Origin of the sequence: Clostridium bowmanii, assembly GCF_018861315.1 — a bacterium.
GTDB lineage: Bacteria > Bacillota > Clostridia > Clostridiales > Clostridiaceae > Clostridium_AD > Clostridium_AD bowmanii.
On record NZ_JAHLDL010000034.1, the window covers coordinates 1 to 16,902 of the forward strand.

20 protein-coding genes are annotated in these 16,902 nt (G+C 30.1%); 4 read left to right on the forward strand and 16 right to left on the reverse strand.

Features of this window, described 5'->3' with window-relative positions; all coding sequences use genetic code 11:
* Positions 1–85: 85 nt before the first annotated feature.
* From KPL51_RS18495 to KPL51_RS18510, 4 genes are all read right to left on the reverse strand, one after another.
* Positions 86–742, reverse strand: a complete 657-nt coding sequence (locus KPL51_RS18495; RefSeq protein WP_216164745.1) for a hypothetical protein — start codon at positions 740–742, stop codon at positions 86–88.
* A gap of 353 nt (positions 743–1,095) precedes the next feature.
* Positions 1,096–2,292 carry a DUF5050 domain-containing protein gene (locus KPL51_RS24390; RefSeq protein WP_216164748.1) on the reverse strand — a complete coding sequence of 399 codons (1,197 nt, stop codon included), beginning with the start codon at positions 2,290–2,292 and terminating at the stop codon, positions 1,096–1,098.
* Between the two features lie 201 nt (positions 2,293–2,493).
* On the reverse strand, positions 2,494–2,904 hold the full coding sequence (locus KPL51_RS18505) for a cell wall-binding repeat-containing protein (protein WP_216164751.1): 411 nt from the start codon (positions 2,902–2,904) through the stop codon (positions 2,494–2,496).
* Between the two features lie 229 nt (positions 2,905–3,133).
* Complete coding sequence (locus KPL51_RS18510; RefSeq protein WP_216164754.1) at positions 3,134–3,355, reverse strand: hypothetical protein; 222 nt, start codon at positions 3,353–3,355, stop codon at positions 3,134–3,136.
* A 200-nt stretch (positions 3,356–3,555) separates the two neighbouring features.
* Between KPL51_RS18510 and KPL51_RS18515 the strand changes: the two genes are divergently transcribed.
* From KPL51_RS18515 to KPL51_RS18525, 3 genes are all read left to right on the forward strand, one after another.
* Entirely contained in the window at positions 3,556–3,948 is a 393-nt protein-coding gene (locus tag KPL51_RS18515) for an RNA-guided endonuclease TnpB family protein (RefSeq protein ID WP_224854514.1), read from the forward strand.
* A 481-nt stretch (positions 3,949–4,429) separates the two neighbouring features.
* Positions 4,430–4,795, forward strand: a complete 366-nt coding sequence (locus KPL51_RS18520) for a type II toxin-antitoxin system prevent-host-death family antitoxin (protein ID WP_216164760.1) — start codon at positions 4,430–4,432, stop codon at positions 4,793–4,795.
* A 52-nt stretch (positions 4,796–4,847) separates the two neighbouring features.
* Positions 4,848–5,063, forward strand: coding sequence for a hypothetical protein (locus KPL51_RS18525; RefSeq protein WP_244998137.1), 216 nt, complete (start codon positions 4,848–4,850; stop codon positions 5,061–5,063).
* A gap of 115 nt (positions 5,064–5,178) precedes the next feature.
* Here the strand turns inward: KPL51_RS18525 and KPL51_RS18530 are convergent, their stop codons facing one another.
* Genes KPL51_RS18530 through KPL51_RS24145 form a run of 3 tightly spaced genes read right to left on the reverse strand, consistent with a single transcriptional unit; the run spans position 5,179 to position 5,810 of the window.
* Positions 5,179–5,559, reverse strand: coding sequence for a PD-(D/E)XK nuclease family protein (locus tag KPL51_RS18530; protein ID WP_224854500.1), 381 nt, complete (start codon positions 5,557–5,559; stop codon positions 5,179–5,181).
* Positions 5,522–5,701: a PD-(D/E)XK nuclease family protein gene (locus KPL51_RS23680; RefSeq protein WP_224854497.1), complete on the reverse strand. Its 180-nt coding sequence runs from the start codon at positions 5,699–5,701 to the stop codon at positions 5,522–5,524. The genes KPL51_RS18530 and KPL51_RS23680 overlap by 38 nt, the downstream gene beginning before the upstream one ends.
* Positions 5,688–5,810 (reverse strand): hypothetical protein, encoded by a 123-nt coding sequence (locus KPL51_RS24145; protein WP_263628386.1) that lies wholly within the window; start codon positions 5,808–5,810, stop codon positions 5,688–5,690. The genes KPL51_RS23680 and KPL51_RS24145 overlap by 14 nt, the downstream gene beginning before the upstream one ends.
* Positions 5,811–5,957: 147 nt before the next feature.
* On the opposite strand from KPL51_RS24145, the gene KPL51_RS18535 reads away from it, so the two are divergent.
* Positions 5,958–6,638 carry a hypothetical protein gene (locus tag KPL51_RS18535; RefSeq protein ID WP_216164766.1) on the forward strand — a complete coding sequence of 227 codons (681 nt, stop codon included), beginning with the start codon at positions 5,958–5,960 and terminating at the stop codon, positions 6,636–6,638.
* A gap of 162 nt (positions 6,639–6,800) precedes the next feature.
* Here KPL51_RS18535 and KPL51_RS18540 read toward each other — a convergent pair whose 3' ends face one another.
* From KPL51_RS18540 to KPL51_RS18580, 9 genes are all read right to left on the reverse strand, one after another.
* Entirely contained in the window at positions 6,801–7,742 is a 942-nt protein-coding gene (locus tag KPL51_RS18540; RefSeq protein WP_216164769.1) for a sensor histidine kinase, read from the reverse strand.
* A gap of 33 nt (positions 7,743–7,775) precedes the next feature.
* Positions 7,776–8,552 (reverse strand): ABC transporter permease, encoded by a 777-nt coding sequence (locus KPL51_RS18545; protein WP_216164772.1) that lies wholly within the window; start codon positions 8,550–8,552, stop codon positions 7,776–7,778.
* On the reverse strand, positions 8,549–9,475 hold the full coding sequence (locus tag KPL51_RS18550; RefSeq protein ID WP_216164775.1) for an ABC transporter ATP-binding protein: 927 nt from the start codon (positions 9,473–9,475) through the stop codon (positions 8,549–8,551). Before KPL51_RS18550 ends, KPL51_RS18545 begins: the two co-directional genes overlap by 4 nt.
* Positions 9,476–9,596: 121 nt before the next feature.
* Entirely contained in the window at positions 9,597–10,280 is a 684-nt protein-coding gene (locus tag KPL51_RS18555; RefSeq protein ID WP_216164778.1) for a response regulator transcription factor, read from the reverse strand.
* 96 nt (positions 10,281–10,376) lie between these two features.
* Positions 10,377–10,709 carry a DUF3784 domain-containing protein gene (locus KPL51_RS18560; protein WP_216164781.1) on the reverse strand — a complete coding sequence of 111 codons (333 nt, stop codon included), beginning with the start codon at positions 10,707–10,709 and terminating at the stop codon, positions 10,377–10,379.
* A 275-nt stretch (positions 10,710–10,984) separates the two neighbouring features.
* Complete coding sequence (locus tag KPL51_RS18565; protein ID WP_216164785.1) at positions 10,985–11,734, reverse strand: PD-(D/E)XK nuclease family protein; 750 nt, start codon at positions 11,732–11,734, stop codon at positions 10,985–10,987.
* Positions 11,721–13,955: an ATP-dependent helicase gene (locus tag KPL51_RS18570; RefSeq protein ID WP_224854511.1), complete on the reverse strand. Its 2,235-nt coding sequence runs from the start codon at positions 13,953–13,955 to the stop codon at positions 11,721–11,723. The genes KPL51_RS18565 and KPL51_RS18570 overlap by 14 nt, the downstream gene beginning before the upstream one ends.
* Positions 13,939–16,023 carry a PD-(D/E)XK nuclease family protein gene (locus tag KPL51_RS18575; RefSeq protein ID WP_216164791.1) on the reverse strand — a complete coding sequence of 695 codons (2,085 nt, stop codon included), beginning with the start codon at positions 16,021–16,023 and terminating at the stop codon, positions 13,939–13,941. Before KPL51_RS18575 ends, KPL51_RS18570 begins: the two co-directional genes overlap by 17 nt.
* 224 nt (positions 16,024–16,247) lie before the next feature.
* On the reverse strand, positions 16,248–16,547 hold the full coding sequence (locus tag KPL51_RS18580) for a MarR family winged helix-turn-helix transcriptional regulator (protein ID WP_224854494.1): 300 nt from the start codon (positions 16,545–16,547) through the stop codon (positions 16,248–16,250).
* Between the last annotated feature and the right edge of the window lie 355 nt (positions 16,548–16,902).

Sequence of the window (16,902 nt, forward strand, 5' to 3'; positions counted from 1 at the left end):
AAGTGATTTCATAGGTATAATTTGACGTAAATCACCTACTAATAATAGAAATAAAATGACTTTTCAATTAGTTATAATTTGACGTTTAACAGTCTGTCATATTAAAAACCTCCTTAAATCTTTTTTTACTTTCGACATCTCCGAACTTTTCTAATAATGCGTACAACATTGTAAGGCACTTTAATTTACTATCACTTATATTTATCTTATCTACGAGTTCTATACTTCTTATGGTTCTTTCTGTTCTGGTTAGTTTTCCCTTCATTAATGGTATAAAGGTTAAACCTAACACCTCTTCATTTGTAAGTTCTTCATTATTGTCAATTTTATTTTTTAAATAATTATATTTTTCATCACCATCAATATTATTCATGTAATAGGCCTCTATATGATATTTGATACTTCCGGCATCTATATAGCTTTCAACCTTTTTAATATCTGAAGAATATACTACTACAGTTCTTATTTTTCTATTCCCTTTATAATGTAAAGATGCATCATAAAACATAAATCTTCTTATATCCTCTTGCCTATTTGTTGTTTGGAATTCGAAATGAAGATAATTACCATCTTCTGTGTAGAAAGTATAATCCATGAAGTTTGTATTTATTTTTATATCTTTTAACTCCGTTTGCGCTGGTGCTATTATTTTAGTATTTATTCCAAAAAAATCAACTGCATTTTGTTGAAAAAAATCCATAGCACTTTTAAGAACCGAATCCTCAATCTTCTCATAATCCATATCTGTTTCTCCTTTATTATATCATAATATTACCTGTTTATAGTATTAGTATAATTTCGGATTATATGCAAACATTTGTTCTTATTGCTATTAACAACAAAAAACAATAGATAGGCACTAAATACCTATCCACCATTTCATCTATACAAGTAACTTATGTCTTGATCCTACTTAACCCACAAATCAATCCTAATATTTTTATGCAGACTTTCCAATTGCCCATTTAATAAATTTATCCCTTTGAATGCTATATCAGTGATTACAAACTATGTATTCTTTATTTTTATATATAAATATATCTTTTTTATAATAACGTAAATGTTCATAATCCAGATTTTTATAGTTAAGACGTTCTATTTCATTGGAAGAAAACTCTGCTTTAGTTTATCAAAATTAACTTTATAAATGTATTTATAAATACTATCTTCCGTATAATAATAAACTTTATTTCTTACAATCCAGCTATTTATAGTTGCTCCATGGAATTTGGTGCTCTGGGTTTTACCATCACTGGATATCCTATATAGAATAGTCTCTAGACTTTTGTTTTCAACCTTACTCACGCCCCAATAATATAAATTTCCAATTAGTATGTTAAACGAGTTGGAAAAATAATTATATTCAGTATCACATAACTTAACTTTTTCAGTTCCATCGGTTTTCATTTTATATATACTCACTCCCTTTAGATGATCTTTCTCATCAACATAAGTTGAGTAATAAATAAAATCTCCTTCAACATTTAGGAACAGGATTTTATCATCGCAAGGTATTTGCATATTATCCGTTCCGTCAAACTTTATTCTGTAAAGATTAATAGTCATCATTGACTGACCAACATCATCATATTTAAGATAATAAATGTAGTTTCCAGAAAAGTTTATTCTAAAACATTTATCATTGGCTATTTTAGTTCGATTGGTACCATCCACCTTAATTTTGTATAGATTCCCTTTGTCCGTATAATTGCAGTAATAAATCCAGTCCCCTATAACCATCATTTCTCTTGCATTATCACTACATATTTTTGTTTTACCTGTTCCATCTGTTTTTAATTTATAAATTCCTTCTGTAATTTTAACATCATCTTCACCATCAACTGTAGATATAACGTCCTCATAATAAATCCATTCTCCGAAAACATTTATATTGGATTTTATGTGAAGCTGATTTATATTTGGCTCCCTATCTAATAGTATACTTTGAGTTCCATCTTTTTTTATTTTGTAAAGTCCACTAGGAATTCTACTATACCTTTCTCCACCATCAAAAAAATAATAGTCAAAGGCACCTTGGGTAGTTACATAACCACCCACTTGTTTAGTATAGCTTTGGTAATTTCCACTCTTCAAGTTTCCGTTGGTATTTCCATACTTTTGTAGTAACTCTTCAACAATATCTTCAGAAACTACATCTGCTTGTTCAATAGCCTTTACCTCCATTGTGTCCTGAAGCTTTGATGCTATACCACCTTTTAGTTTATCTATTGATCCATTACTTACTAAGCAAACTGGTGATTTTGACTTACATGCTAGCGCTGAAGCTGCCAACGCATCTGGATAGTCGTTACCAGTTGTAGCATAAATAGATTCAAAATCTAATTCCTGTGAAAATTTATTAAGAACTGCTACATTAGTATCAAATCTATCATTACCTTGTAATCTTTGTACATTTGGGAAGTTACTTGCTACCCCATTACTTACAACATCATTCCCTCCTATTACATAGGTAGTTTCTATATCATTATTTTTTTAATATTGTGCTATGCCACTAGGTAAGTTATTTTTTCCAGTAAGTAAAATAGGCATTCCCTTTTGCGCTGCAATAGAGGATATTGATATGGCATCAGGAAAATCTTCCCCTGTTGCTACTGCTATCTCAGTACTTTTATCTAATTGCTGAGCAACTTTAATAGAAGTTTCATATCGATTTACACCATATATTCTTGTAGCAAACTCTGTCGTTCCTCCCTCGCAAATACCCCTGGGGTGTTTATTTTTAAATTCATGTAAAATTAAGCTATCTGTGCCTTCATTATAATTAGGTATAGAACAGGCCGGACTTACACTCCACTGAAGTTTTCTATTCCAAAAAATCGATTTAATATAACTGATTATTTCTAAATAACTATTTTTTGCCCAATCTGGAGCATATGAATTCATTAAAAGACAAAAATTATAAAAGTATTTTTATTCTTACTCCTAAAATTATTTAACATCACAACATCTCTTTACTGAAACTCCCATTCCTAAATGAATGTGAGTTTCAGTGACACCTATAACTAGCCTATACCGTAATTCTTAACTTTATGTATGCCAGTATATGCTATTTTCGGTGTCTGATTGAGAATATGCACTAATTTTATGCATACTTTATAGTTTATTTTTATTTTTATTTTCTGGAATACTCACAAAACATAAATAAAAGAATTAATGGAATGAGCGTATGGTAATCCAAAAAATTATTGAAAATTAAATCCATTGTTTCAGAAAAAATAATTAGTATAATACTAAGGATGGACACGTCTTTTAATATTTTGGGAGATAAATCTATAGTTATTTTCTTATTTTCATCATTACCGTCTCTATAGTTATTATTTACTGAATCAGTCATAGTGAATGCCTCCTCATTATTTATGATTACCTCATAGCCTTAAATATAACATATATTCCATAAAATACATAGTAATTAGCAAAAGAATTATATGCATTACTCCCTTGGAAACTAGTTAAACTTATTTAAAAATAATAGCAAACTCTGTCGTTCCTCCCTCGCAATTACCCCTGGGGTGTTTATTTTTACATTCATGTAAAATCAAGCTACAAGTTGCTAATCAAAGAAAGGATTTCATGCACAAACTAAGTCGTAAACTCGTTAATGAAAATCAAGTTATAGTAGTTGAAAACTTAAATATAAAAGGTATGATAAAGAATCATAAATTAGCAAAATCAATTAGTGATGCAGGCTGGTATAAATTTGTAACATTTTTAAAGTACAAATTAGAATGGCAAGGTAAACAATTAGTTAAAGTAGATAGATTTTTTGCTTCTTCAAAATTGTGTAACAATTGTGGTTCTAAAAATATTATGCTGACCTTAAGTGATAGAGAATGGACCTGTAGCAAATGTAACCAAAAACATGACAGGGATATAAACGCTTCACTAAACATACGTAGCGAAGGAATGAGAGTATTAGGTATAGTGTAATATATACGTGATGCGCCGCTTGGGACATCGGTAAGAGCCTGTCTTCTAGTTAGTAGAAGAACAAAAGTACTTCTTTTGTAGGAAAACATGTTAGACCATTAACTCGCAAGAGTTAAGGCTGTGTTTGATGAATCAGGAATCCCGTGACTTTTAATCATGGGTAGTTCAATAAGCATTCTAATTATAGATTTCAAGCCAAAATTTTATACTTTTATTTTTGACTATAGTAGACGACCAAGCTAACGTTTTAGACAATAGAAAGTAAAAATTTCCACTTTTCACTATGTTTTCTGAGCTAATTAAATAAACTAGAAATTTGTTTTTGCTATTGAAAATCTTATTTCAAGTCATAACTGTGATTATTTTGAATTTTATTAGTGTAAAGAAAATATAATAATAAAATTATGCTATAATAGCATTATAATTTTGATATAATTATGCTATAATAATAGTATTAGCATTAAGAAAGGAGATTTTATATATGTTATATGACATTCTACCAGTTTCAGATTTGAGAAACAAATTCCCTGAAATATCTAACATTTGTTCAACAAAAAATAAACCTGTTATTTTAACTAAGAATGGTAAGGGAAGCATGGTTTTATTAAGTATTGCCGAATTTGATAAACAACAAAATGAATTAGATAAACTAAGAGCTGAAGTATCTAGATTATCAAATGTAGAAAAAGAATTAATTGCAGTGGAAAGAATTTATGGAGGTTTGCTTGAATCGGAAATTTCAGAAAATGAAAGCGATGAAAAAGCAATTAAACATGAAGATTTTGTGAAACAAATGAAAGAGAGAATTTTAAATGCACAACACAATAACGTACAGTCCTCATTATAGTGTGAAAATAAATAAAATTATTAATGCTTTAGAAATTATAAGTGGTCAAAGAATGGCAAGATTTTTAAAATCATATATTAATGCTGTTGATACAATAACATTGTATGCTCTTAGTTCAAGCAATCCTAGTAAAGAAACATTGCGAAGACTTAATTATAAACTTAAGTTTTTTGACGAATATGTTTTAATATATAGAGTTTCAAGCAATAATGTAATAAAAATGATATATATATTTAGTCAAAGTGAAAATTATCAAGAATATATCTAAAGAGATTCTTATATAAGAACCTCTTTAGATAATATAATGATAAAGATAAAGATATTATTAAATTTCTAGCTATTTTAACTTGATTATTATTAACCATAAGAGAAATATATTGTGGTCAATTTATGTTTGCAAGCATAAATGCATCACACACATGGCTACCACAAGCAAAGTCACAATACTTGCACTGCCCCCTATATAGTTCAATATTAAAATCCAAATTGAAATCATAATTATCCAATCTAAGTATTAACTCCTTAATTTTCTTCTCATTATTTCTATGAATAACCTCTGAATAATTAATGGTGATAATATTCTCTTTATACTGCGGTTGCCAAAATTTCATACATATATTTTCAAAGGGTATATCTTTATCAAATATCTCTAAAGACCTTTCACCTAACATATACATATAAACAATAGCTTGCATTCTCTTAATTACTTCACTATAATCTAATTTCCTATTCTCCGTTTTCCAGTCCCATATCCATATTCTCATAATAATCCTCATCACTTATTGAATCTTTTTTCCATCTGATATTATCCAAATATTTTAGTTTGAATTTATAAGGACATTTATCAAAAGTATTTAAAAGATTTTGACTATAATAGACATGATTTAATTTTCTAATGTCTAGCATTTAAAGCCCCCTTTTGAGCATTTATAAAGTCTTTAACAACATAAAAATACTTTGATGGTTTATCCTCATTCCATTTTCCATCATTAGACTGCGTTGCCATTAAAATCAAATATTCTTTGGCCCTGGTTATACCAACATATAAAAGCCTTATTTTTTCATTTATTATTTGTATTTTAGCTTCTTTTAATGTAGCAACAAAAATTGAAAATTCATTTCCAATTTTTGAAAGGTGACTGGCACCTTTCAGATATTGGTAATGAAATGGACAATATCTGTTGCTATAAAAACTATCTTTGTGTTAGATGAAACAAATAAAGTAGTAGAAAAGGCTGCTGAAACCACATTTATATCTACGACAACAGGAAAAGGTACACTCCTAAGTGATAATGAACTCACAAAAAAGGTTGTATTTCAAGTTTTTTTTCCAAAAAACCTTTATGGTGACATGAAGCTTACTAATAAAAACGAATTGATTCAACTAAATAAAATAACCTATGAAGATAGCCAAAGAGTTCAACCGAATATTCTTAAGGCCATTGATGATGAAGCTTTGTTTAACAGCCTAACTACCTATGAACCAACAAGGGGTGTTGGCGCAGAATATGTTAATGATAAAACCCAATTATTTATTTCTATTGGACCTGATTCATATGAAATGAAAAATCTACTTTCCTCTTATAAATCAACAAAAGTAGATTTATATGGCATACTAGGTTATTGGTGTGAAGTTCCCATGCCATCTTATGCTTCGATAAGGCAGAATGATCTCACTCAAAATGATATGACTAAGCAACCAAAGGATATTAAAACTTCACATCCACTTATTTGGTGTTCAAATGGAGTATATTATTTAATAACTTTTCTCCCAGACAAGGAGCTTTCTATGGATGAAACAGTAGCTATTGCAAAATCCTTCATAGACCAATCTTCAAAATAATAAAAGTTAAGAATCTCTTCTCATGTATGATAATTTTGATGCACTTATTTTATTGTATATGATACATTCAAAGTAACACAATTGTAGTTGTGTTACTTTTGAATCATTAATATGATTCAAATATATTAAATCCCATATCATTAGATATGGATTAGTTCCTCTTCATTTTTTTGTTACTTTCATGCACAATTCAAAGCAAATAGTGAATTTATACTTTTCAGAGTTTAACGATTCTTTATCAACAATACTAACTTCCAATATTCCTCCCATTTCTTCTGCCAGCAATTTTGCAACTGTCAACCCGAGTCCTGTACCGCCTTGATTTCGGGAACTATCCTGCATATAAAATCTATTAAATAAATGTGGAATATCATCTTCAGAAAGCATATTGGTATCATTGATGAATGAAATTAATACATTTTCGTCATCTTCTTTCATTGAGATTTTTAGAAAACTATTGGCATATCTACCAGCATTTTGTAATAAATTAAGAAATATTCTTACTAGTGCGGAATCTTCTCCCATTACCCATATCGGGTGCTCTGGTATATTAACCTCTATTGCTAAATGCGATTGCTCCAAGACCTTATAGTTACCCATAAGAGATTCCTTTAAAGTTCTGGAAATATCCACATTATTCAGTGTCAATCCATAATCTCCAGCATTTAAGCGGGAAAAATCATAAAATTGAGTTACCAATATTTTCATGGTTTCCGCTTTATGCTCGATAATTTCTAATGCTTCTGCCAGTTCTTTGTCTATGTTAAGTTCTTTATCCGTTTTTTTGATAAGTTTTAAATAACCCAGGATTACAGTTAAAGGTGTGCGTAAATCGTGACTGATATTTTCTATTTGCTTCTGGAACCCTTTTTCTCTTTTTTCATAATTCTGCCGTTCTTTTCTGATTTCCTCCAAAGTAAAATTAAAGGAACACAAAACCTTCTCTAAATCCCTATTCGGTATCGGCAAATGAAGAATTTGGTTTTGGGTAAGGTCTTTTTGTATTTCCCGCATATCTTTCGTTATCTCACGAAACGCATATAGGATTGAAAAATAGTGAAATGCAAAATAACCCCCTATAATAGCTAAAACAATATACAGCATTTCGCTCCTCCTATGCAAAATAAGACATATAAATTACAATTCTCTTTTTCTAAGTAATATGACACCCAATAAGGAAAAAACAACGATTCCAATTATGCCGGACATTAAGCATTTAACCATTCCCTCTGCTGTACCCCATGCAGTAATACTCTGTGACATATTGACGCTCATTCCAGTTATACCAAAAAAATTATCGGGCATCCACATAGCAATTTTACGAATTATATCAAAACGAAGACCCAAGTAAAAAAAGATCTTGGGAATAATAAACCAAATTGTAAACCAAATGATAATTCCGATAGAATTTTTTTCAAATGCTTCTATACATACAATTCCCGAAATCAACGATGCCTCAGCTATAAAAAATACGGCTGGAATTTCTGTAAGTAAATCCATCAGATTTACGGGGCCTATATGTTCCAAAAAAACAACTGCACTTATAACATAAACACTTATGACTATAATCAAAGAAAAGATAGCTGAAACAGTGGCTACAATGCATTCTCCGGCAAAGACGTTTTTTCTGGAAATACCAAAAGCAATCGTATTTTTTAAATTGCCATATTTTTTGTTCCCCTCATACAGAAAAATCCCAATAACAGCACCCATAATACAAAAAAGCATTGGATTTGCTACTAAATTAGAATATGAAAACGAAGTTGTATCGTATGGAAAACTTGAACCATCCATTCTTCCAAACCAGCCTAATACAGCATTCAGCAAAAGTGACAAAACTACTAAAATTGCAGTTAAACAATAAATACCTCTGCTGTGGAATACCCGATAAAATTCACTTTTTATATAATTCATAATTTTTCTGCACCTCTTTTCTTTAATTCCATATAATAATCTTCCAAAGAAGATTGAATTGTTCTCATACCTGTTATATAAATCCCGTTTTCAGAAGCTAATTTGCTGTAAGCTTCTGCCTTCTCATGTGGTCTATAGATACTAATGTTGTTTTCTGGAAGAACTTTAAAGGTTTCTTTCGGGAAATTTCTTTCCAATAAAACAGAATATTTTTCCACATCTGATACTGTTATTTCAATACAATCCGAACATTTCTCAAGTAATGCATGTGACGAGATTTCTTCAATCAAAATGCCTTTGCTTAGAAACCCATACACGGTAGCAATTTGTTGAAGTTCAGACAATATGTGGCTCGACAGTAAAATTGTAATGTTCTTTTCCTCATTTAAGCGATGTAGCAAATTACGAAATTCGATAATACCGCTAGGGTCTAGTCCGTTGATAGGCTCGTCTAGAACTAAAAGCTGCGGTTCTCCCATCATGGCAATCGCAAGCCCTAATCTCTGTTTTTGCCCCATTGAAAGATTTCTGCATTTACTGTTTCGCTTTTCTGTAATACCCATTAGTTTTACCATTTCATCAACTTTTTTTCTATCAGGAATTCCCTTTTGAATACAATAATACTTTAAAATTTGTTCTACGGTCATGTTGGGGAAAAAGCCCGGCTGTTCAATCATGCACCCTATTTTTTTCCTTGTACGCTCTAATTCCTTTTCTCCATATTTTCCAAAAATCTGTATTTCTCCCTCTGTTGCATAACTATGTCCAGCTAATAATTTTAAAAGTGTACTTTTACCGCTACCATTATCACCAACTAGTCCATAAATACTTCCTCTTTTCACATGAATATTTACATGATCTAATGCAAGGAGGGAACCGTATGCCTTTGTAACTTGTTTTGTCTCTATAACATAATCATTCATTTGTCTACCTCCATATAAAAATAAGTTTATTAATTATTGGATTTCCTCATTGAACAACCATATTATAACAGTTCAGTCTTTAATAAGTCATAAAAAACTCTTAAAGAAGTCATAAAGTTTTTTATTGGAGTTTAAATCCAATGCCATATACGGTCTGGATATAGTCTTCTTTGGAACCCGCTTCTTTTAATTTTTTTCTTAAATTGCTAACATGAACATTTACAGTGTTATTTTCACCATAATATCCACCATTCCACACCAATTCATACAACCTTTCTCTGGAATACACTTTCTCTGGGTTTTGCATGAAAAGGTAAAGAATTTCATACTCATGTGCTGTTAATACAATTTCCGCTTCACCAACTGTTACTTTTCTAGATTGAGGATAAAGTTGTAAGGTCTTGTATGTTAGAATTTTTTTAGAGACAAATTCTTTTCCTGCACGTCTTAAAGCCGATTGAACTCTTGCAATCACTTCTTCTGGTTCAAAAGGCTTAGTGATGTAATCATCTGCACCAGCCTTTAACAACGATACTTTATCTCCTAAAGAATTTTTTGCTGAGAGTACCAGAACAGGAACATTATAATGCTTATTCTCCCTAATATCATGCAATAATTCCTCTCCTGATATTCCAGGAAGCATAAGGTCAAGTAAAATAAGGTCTGGAATTTCTTTCTCTAATAATAATTTTGCTTCTGTACCCGAAAAAGCCTGTACAGTCTGGTATTCTGCTTTTTCTAATATCTTAGCCAGCAATCCATTTATATCTGGTTCATCTTCTACAATCAGTATCTTGTATTTCATTTTCATCACTCCTTTCTAAATTGCCATCTCCATCTCCATCTCCATCTCCATCTCAATCTCCATGATGTCACATATGGCGAGTCCATCGTTCTCGAATCAAAATCCAACATCAAACTTCTGTAAAATTATAATTAAAATAATGCTACCCACAATAGCTACAAATGTAACCAGACCTACCGCATAACCAGTTATATTTTTAATATCATTTTTAATTCCATATTGAACAACAAAGCACATAACTCCTATAAGGCCCCCAATAATTAACAAGAAAATTCCTACTGCCCGAGAGATTTTCATTATATTACAATTTTCTTTTTCTTCTTCACTCATAGCATTGTAACCTGAAATCATCCAACTGCCTTTTCCGTAGATAAGACAAATACCTAAAATCGAAAAAAAGAGTACGTCTATTATCGCAACAATAATCATAATTGATCTCCCCTTCATCTTATTATAATCTTTATAAATACAGTTATTATTAGTAACAAGTTTTATATTAGGTACAATTATGAATATGGTATTTTACTTAATATCTATCACTAATATTATGTTATTAAATACATACAAGAGGGGTAGTAAACCCTAAACGCGTATTTATTATCTCTCTTTTAGCTATACTCGTTATTTCGCTAGCAATATGCTTAATTTCATCCGAAGAAGAATCATTACTTAAATCTTCGAGCTGAACTTTCTCTTGTATACTATTATAACATGTCCATAAATGCATCACACACATGGCTACCACAAGCAAATTCACAATACTTGCACTGCCCCCTATATAGTTCAATATTAAAATTCAAATTGAAATCATAATTATCCAACCTAAGTATTAACTCCACAATTTTCTTTTCGTGAGTTCTATGAATCTCCTCTGAATAATTAATGGTGATGATATCCTCTTTATACTGTGGTTGCCAAAATTTCATACTTATATTTTCAAAGGGTATATCTTTATCAAATATTTCTAAAGACCTTTCACCTAATATATACATATAAACAATAGCTTGCATTCTCTTAGTTACTTCTCTGTAATTTAATTTCCTATTCTCCGTTTTCCAGTCCCAAATTTCTATTTTGTTATTTGGCTTAATAATTATTAAGTCATACTTTGCTTGAATCCTAATATTATCTTTTCTCATTTTAATTTCATATTCCGGCAAATATATATTTTCATCTAAAATAGTAAATTTCTCTCGAAGTGAATTTGTAAAGTCTAGCAATTTAGTATTACTATCATTTATAACCACAGGAATGTTTGAAAAATATCTTTGAGCTATAAGATGAAAATCCAGTCCCATGTTCATATTCTCATAATAATCCTCATCATCTATCGAATCTTTTTTCCATCTGATATTGTCCAAATATTTCAGTTTAAATTTATAAGGACATTTAGCAAAAGTATTTAAAAGATTTTGACTATAATAGACATGATTTAATTTTCTAATGTCTAACATTTAAAGCCCCCTTTTGAGCATTTATATAATCTTTAAGAACATAAAAATACTTTGATGGTTTATCCTCATTCCATTTTCCTTCATTAGACTGCGTTGCCATTAAAATCAAATATTCTTTGGCCCTGGTTATCCCAACGTATAAAAGCCTTATTTTTTCATTTATTATTTGTATTTTAGCTTCTTTTAATGGATCTTCACAAATATTGTTACCTAGAATTTTAGCTATTTCAGACGTGCAAAGAACAATTGGGTTTTTAAATTCATCTTTTAAATAATAATACTCTTTAAATTTATCCGTTGTCATATAAGGGTATTGATAGGATGTAATATTTAATATTAATACACAATCCCATTCCAGCCCTTTGGCTTTATGGCAAGTAGATACCGTTATTCTATCAGGGGATGGTTCATATCCTTCTAGGTCGTATATTATGCCTGAAATATGATCTAGTATACTATTCTTTCCATCTAATAACTGCTCTGCAACATAACCTAATGAAAATCCACTATTATCTTTAGACCCAAATCTAACATAAGAGGAAACGGCCTCTGCCATTGCTCTATTTTCAATACTAAAATTTAGAACATCACTAATATATAAAATTAATCTATCAAAATGTGTCTGAGGATATTCAAATATTGTTCTAATTAAATCTAGTGAATTTATAAATTGTTTATACACCTTGGAGTTTAATATTCCCCCTGGAATATCCGCTTCATTTATCTTACCACCAGTGGGGTATACAAGCTTTTCAACATCATAACCGCAAATAAAATCCAGCAATTTTTCACTTTCTTCATTATGTTCCTGGCAAAACACATTTTTAATTAAATCTTTAAATATAACACTATCTTGTGGACTTGATATAAATTGCAGTATATATCCTAAGGTACTTGTAACTTTAATTCTTTTATCTGATTTATTTGATAACTCATCACATTCAATATTATTAAATCTAAGATTATCTGCTATTTCCCTAACTTGATTATTAAAAGGGACTAATATTGCGCAGGTTTTACTCGGGAATTTTTCTTTAAATTTCATAGCCACGTGAGCTGCTTTTTTAGTTTCTTCTTCTCTTGAATTACATATCATAGTGCTTATGCCGTAGTTATCTTGGCTGGCTTCAGCTTTCTCATTCAAACTTTTAATGTTTTGATCTACTAATGCACTTCTACACTTTTCTTCTCCATGTTGATTGTTTGTATACCTAACTAGTTCATTCGCTAAATTAATAATATTATTTGTACTACGTCCAGCTCTGAACATTTCGAAGGCATTATTTGCCTTACCACAAAACTCCCTAAAAAATTTAGGATCAGATGATGTAAATGTTCCTGTTATGCTTTGATTAACATCCCCAACTCTTACTAAATTGCCACTACTGCGTGAAATTAAGCTTAGTATTTTTCCTTGAATTAAGTTAGAATCTTGACATTCATCTTCAAAAACAAAGCTATATTTCTTTTGTAACTTTTCTCTAACTATGTCATCAGTTTTTAAAAGTTTATACGCAAGAATTAGCAAATCATTGTAATCTATATAACCCTCACTTTTTAAGATTTTGGTGTAATCATCATAAATTTCAGATATATGTACTAAAATATTATTTTGATCTAATGACTTTACATCCTCTTTTAATTTTTCAGGAGAAATGTCATTTATCTTTAATTCACCTATAATCGTATCCGCTGTTATAAAAAAATCATTCCACCACTTATCTTGTTTTCCTGGATATTTATTTAAGGATTTATCCGATATCATACTCTTAAATACAGCCTCTCCTCCCTTTCTTCGCCACATTGATATACACCTATTTAAATATAAACTTTTATTAACATCATCCAATATTTGAAATTCCGCATTAACCCCCATTACATCTGGTCTATCTTTCAAGATTTTCAGTGCTAAACTATGGATAGTCATAACTTCATAATCGCTAGTTGCATTTATCCCCTTGTTTTGTAACACCGTGGATATTCTGTGTTTAAAGTTGTTAACTGCACTATTCATAAAAGTTACTATAAGTATTTTCCCAGGTTTATGGACCTTAGCCTTTATAATTTCACATACTAGATTACATATTATGAAGGTCTTTCCCGCTCCTGGAACTGCTGGGACTGCCATAGTTCCTCCTCTATACTGCATTATAGGCAATTGGTCATCTCTATAAATTATTTCTTTAACTTCGTTACTAATATTTTCATCCCTCATCTCCACAGTCAATAGTTTCACCTCTTTCACTTAATATTTCTATAAGCATATCTGCAAATTTACTTTCTTGCGCAAATCCACTTAGTGAATATTCACTACCATATATATATAATTCACCTCTGCATTTTCTTAATAAGCAATTAGTAACAGACATTAGATTTCCATAGCTATTATTATTTTCTTCCTTTTCAGTATACATATCATCAATATTCCAATTCGACTTTAATACATAAGAATTTGATAATTCGCAGGCATTTCTTGGGGACCACATATTACTGTTAATATCTGTCCATATCTGAACCTTGCAGCTTTTATTAGAGGTCAAATAGGTATAAGGAGATGTTAAAACTATACTATTATCTTGTAACAACATTTCCTGCAACTCATTCATAGAATAAAATCCACTTCCCTCTCGCCTAATAAATTCTATAAACCGCACCTGCGAACATTCCCCTTTAAATTCTAATTTATCTAAAGTTTTTATGAAACCTTCGCAGCTTTCATATAAACCTATATAGTCCTCTATATGTTCTTTAACTTTTGGAATAGTTACAAGCACCTGTGAAAATGCAGTTCTGAAAAATTCGCTAAGGGTCCCCTTATGATCCTTTAAATTAAGCTTGTAATTTTCTATCCACTGCTTTAACTCATTATATTTATTTGCTGCCTCGGCCCCTACTCTATCTTCAATATCGGAGCTAAGATCTTTTAGCACATCTTCCTTTGCAAAAGGATAAAGCAGAGAACTCCGAATAGCATCTAGCCTTAACATAAAAGAGAAAAAGTTTTTATAATCTTCCTTTGTTAACCTTATGCTTTTATAATCATTACACAATACTGCGAGTACTATTAAAGGGTGTAAATATTCATTGTCTATAAATCTATTCTTACTTGACGTTTCCATTACTGATATATTTAACTGCTTTGCTTTTTTGTGAAGTTCATATGAAATAATGAAATCATTAAATGGACATATTATTGCTATGTCCTTTGGCATAACTCCTTGATTTAATAATTCTTCAACTTTCAGCATTATTTTCTGGACCATTTCCGCTCTTAACTCTGATGACATATCTATGAAAGCTGGGACATCTTCACTTATTTTGTCTTCCATATAAGAAGTGTGCGCCCTGTTATCTATTACACTAGCAAGCTTAATAAAATTATCATTGCAGCAAAAATGATTATCTAAGGTAATCTCATGATATTCTATGTTTAATTTGCTCTTAAAGTAATCAGTATTAGCTCCATAATAACTACACAAACCACCAATCGGATTATAAAACAAGTATGCCATATCCACCTTATTAATAATCTTAAATACTAATTCTTGCTCTGCAGGTGAAGCCTCATCTATATCATCTACTATAAGATATTTTATATTATTTAGACTAGTATATCTTAAGTCATGAAGTAAATAATTATTATATAAATAAAAAGATAAACCATAATCTACAACACCATTACGTAATAATTTTGAGATATAATACATAGTTACATCGTCCAATTGATTATATGTTTCTTTAACTAAGAAATCCTTCACTTCTAATGAATTATAAAGCCTAGTTCCTACTTCCTCAAAAGGCACTAATGATAGTGCAGCATTATTAATATTAGAAATTAAATCTGTTGCTATTTTTGAAGAAGTCGACGTTATATCTTGAAAGTATCCCTTAGCTTTTTTGAAATGATCCACTAGAGCTTTCATAGCATAATTTGTAGCATCAAAAGATGCGAACTCAGGCTTTAATATATTAATTTTAATTTCCTTGCAATTCTCTACTACATAAGGCCAGTAGAGCGATAGTTCCCTCCTGATAAATCCATAATAAGAACTTTTTCTAATTTCTGACGTAGTATTAAAAATCATATCTTTTGACCATGTAATATTTTGATATCTATTCATAAATAAGCATAATATATTTGAGCTTTTAATGTTTTTATTTTCTATTAAATCCCTATATTTAGTGGTTGCAAGGGTTGTTTTACCACTTGCAGAATTTCCTTTAATTAAGATACATTTCTGCGCGAATTTATTTTCTTCCAATTCATTGCAGGCCTGTGCATAGTTCATAATATCAACTCCAGGTAATTCATTATTTTATGATTTTCATTATAACAATTTTAGCTCCATTCTTTTAGCAAGGCTTCTAAAAAGATATATTTTATTCTATATCAAAATTATTATTCATCTTCTTCAACAATTCAAAAAATATTTCCTTTTCTTCTTTCGAAAAATTTTTATATGCTATTAAATTCACTTTTTTAGAAATATCATTTACTTTCCCTTCTACTGCTTTATATTTCAGTGAAAATTATGTATGTTATTCTTCTATCTTCTATACACTTTTCTTTTTTTACATATCCTAATTTTGATAATTTATTGACTAATGCAGTAATCGTAGACTTATCTTTCCCTATTAATTCTCCTATTTCTTTCATACTTAGTTTCCCATTATTATTAAATAGTACTGTAAGGATATTGCCATATGATGGCACCAACTCATCCAAACCTTTTTCTTTTAATGCTTTTTCAATAAATCTAGTCATTTTTTTCTTAGTTTTGCTTATAAAATATATTATATATTTATCATTCATAATGAGGCTCCTATCCTTAATTTAAATCATCTATTTAATTATTAGTTAATGTTTATTTACGTAAGTTAGTTACTTTCAATGATTTTATATCTTAAGGTTATAAATCCTCGATTTCAACCACAGTACGTAGAGATGTGTTATATTCATTTCCATCCGTAACGGTTCGTCAGAAATAAACACCCCCAGGGGTATTGGCGAAAGAGAACGACTGATCTTGCTAATTCTAAGTATGCCTCTGCTTTATTACCTTTTTTTTAGGTGGCTGTCCAGACCCATAGAAGAAACTGTACACAGTTTCTTCTTGCTACCTTTAGTTCTTAATTTTTATAATTTTTATCTGTGAAATTTATGACCA

What these genes read in the sequence shown, in the direction of transcription:
- KPL51_RS18495 (WP_216164745.1), bottom strand. Translation starts at nt 742, where the DNA reads ATGGATTATGAGAAGATTGAGGATTCGGTTCTTAAAAGTGCTATGGAT.
- KPL51_RS18505 (WP_216164751.1), bottom strand. Translation starts at nt 2,904, where the DNA reads ATGAATTCATATGCTCCAGATTGGGCAAAAAATAGTTATTTAGAAATA.
- KPL51_RS18510 (WP_216164754.1), bottom strand. Translation starts at nt 3,355, where the DNA reads ATGACTGATTCAGTAAATAATAACTATAGAGACGGTAATGATGAAAAT.
- KPL51_RS18520 (WP_216164760.1), top strand. Translation starts at nt 4,430, where the DNA reads ATGTTATATGACATTCTACCAGTTTCAGATTTGAGAAACAAATTCCCT.
- KPL51_RS18525 (WP_244998137.1), top strand. Translation starts at nt 4,848, where the DNA reads ATGGCAAGATTTTTAAAATCATATATTAATGCTGTTGATACAATAACA.
- KPL51_RS18530 (WP_224854500.1), bottom strand. Translation starts at nt 5,559, where the DNA reads ATGAGAATATGGATATGGGACTGGAAAACGGAGAATAGGAAATTAGAT.
- KPL51_RS23680 (WP_224854497.1), bottom strand. Translation starts at nt 5,701, where the DNA reads ATGCTAGACATTAGAAAATTAAATCATGTCTATTATAGTCAAAATCTT.
- KPL51_RS18535 (WP_216164766.1), top strand. Translation starts at nt 5,958, where the DNA reads ATGAAATGGACAATATCTGTTGCTATAAAAACTATCTTTGTGTTAGAT.
- KPL51_RS18540 (WP_216164769.1), bottom strand. Translation starts at nt 7,742, where the DNA reads ATGCTGTATATTGTTTTAGCTATTATAGGGGGTTATTTTGCATTTCAC.
- KPL51_RS18545 (WP_216164772.1), bottom strand. Translation starts at nt 8,552, where the DNA reads ATGAATTATATAAAAAGTGAATTTTATCGGGTATTCCACAGCAGAGGT.
- KPL51_RS18550 (WP_216164775.1), bottom strand. Translation starts at nt 9,475, where the DNA reads ATGAATGATTATGTTATAGAGACAAAACAAGTTACAAAGGCATACGGT.
- KPL51_RS18555 (WP_216164778.1), bottom strand. Translation starts at nt 10,280, where the DNA reads ATGAAATACAAGATACTGATTGTAGAAGATGAACCAGATATAAATGGA.
- KPL51_RS18560 (WP_216164781.1), bottom strand. Translation starts at nt 10,709, where the DNA reads ATGATTATTGTTGCGATAATAGACGTACTCTTTTTTTCGATTTTAGGT.
- KPL51_RS18565 (WP_216164785.1), bottom strand. Translation starts at nt 11,734, where the DNA reads ATGTTAGACATTAGAAAATTAAATCATGTCTATTATAGTCAAAATCTT.
- KPL51_RS18575 (WP_216164791.1), bottom strand. Translation starts at nt 16,023, where the DNA reads ATGAACTATGCACAGGCCTGCAATGAATTGGAAGAAAATAAATTCGCG.
- KPL51_RS18580 (WP_224854494.1), bottom strand. Translation starts at nt 16,547, where the DNA reads ATGAATGATAAATATATAATATATTTTATAAGCAAAACTAAGAAAAAA.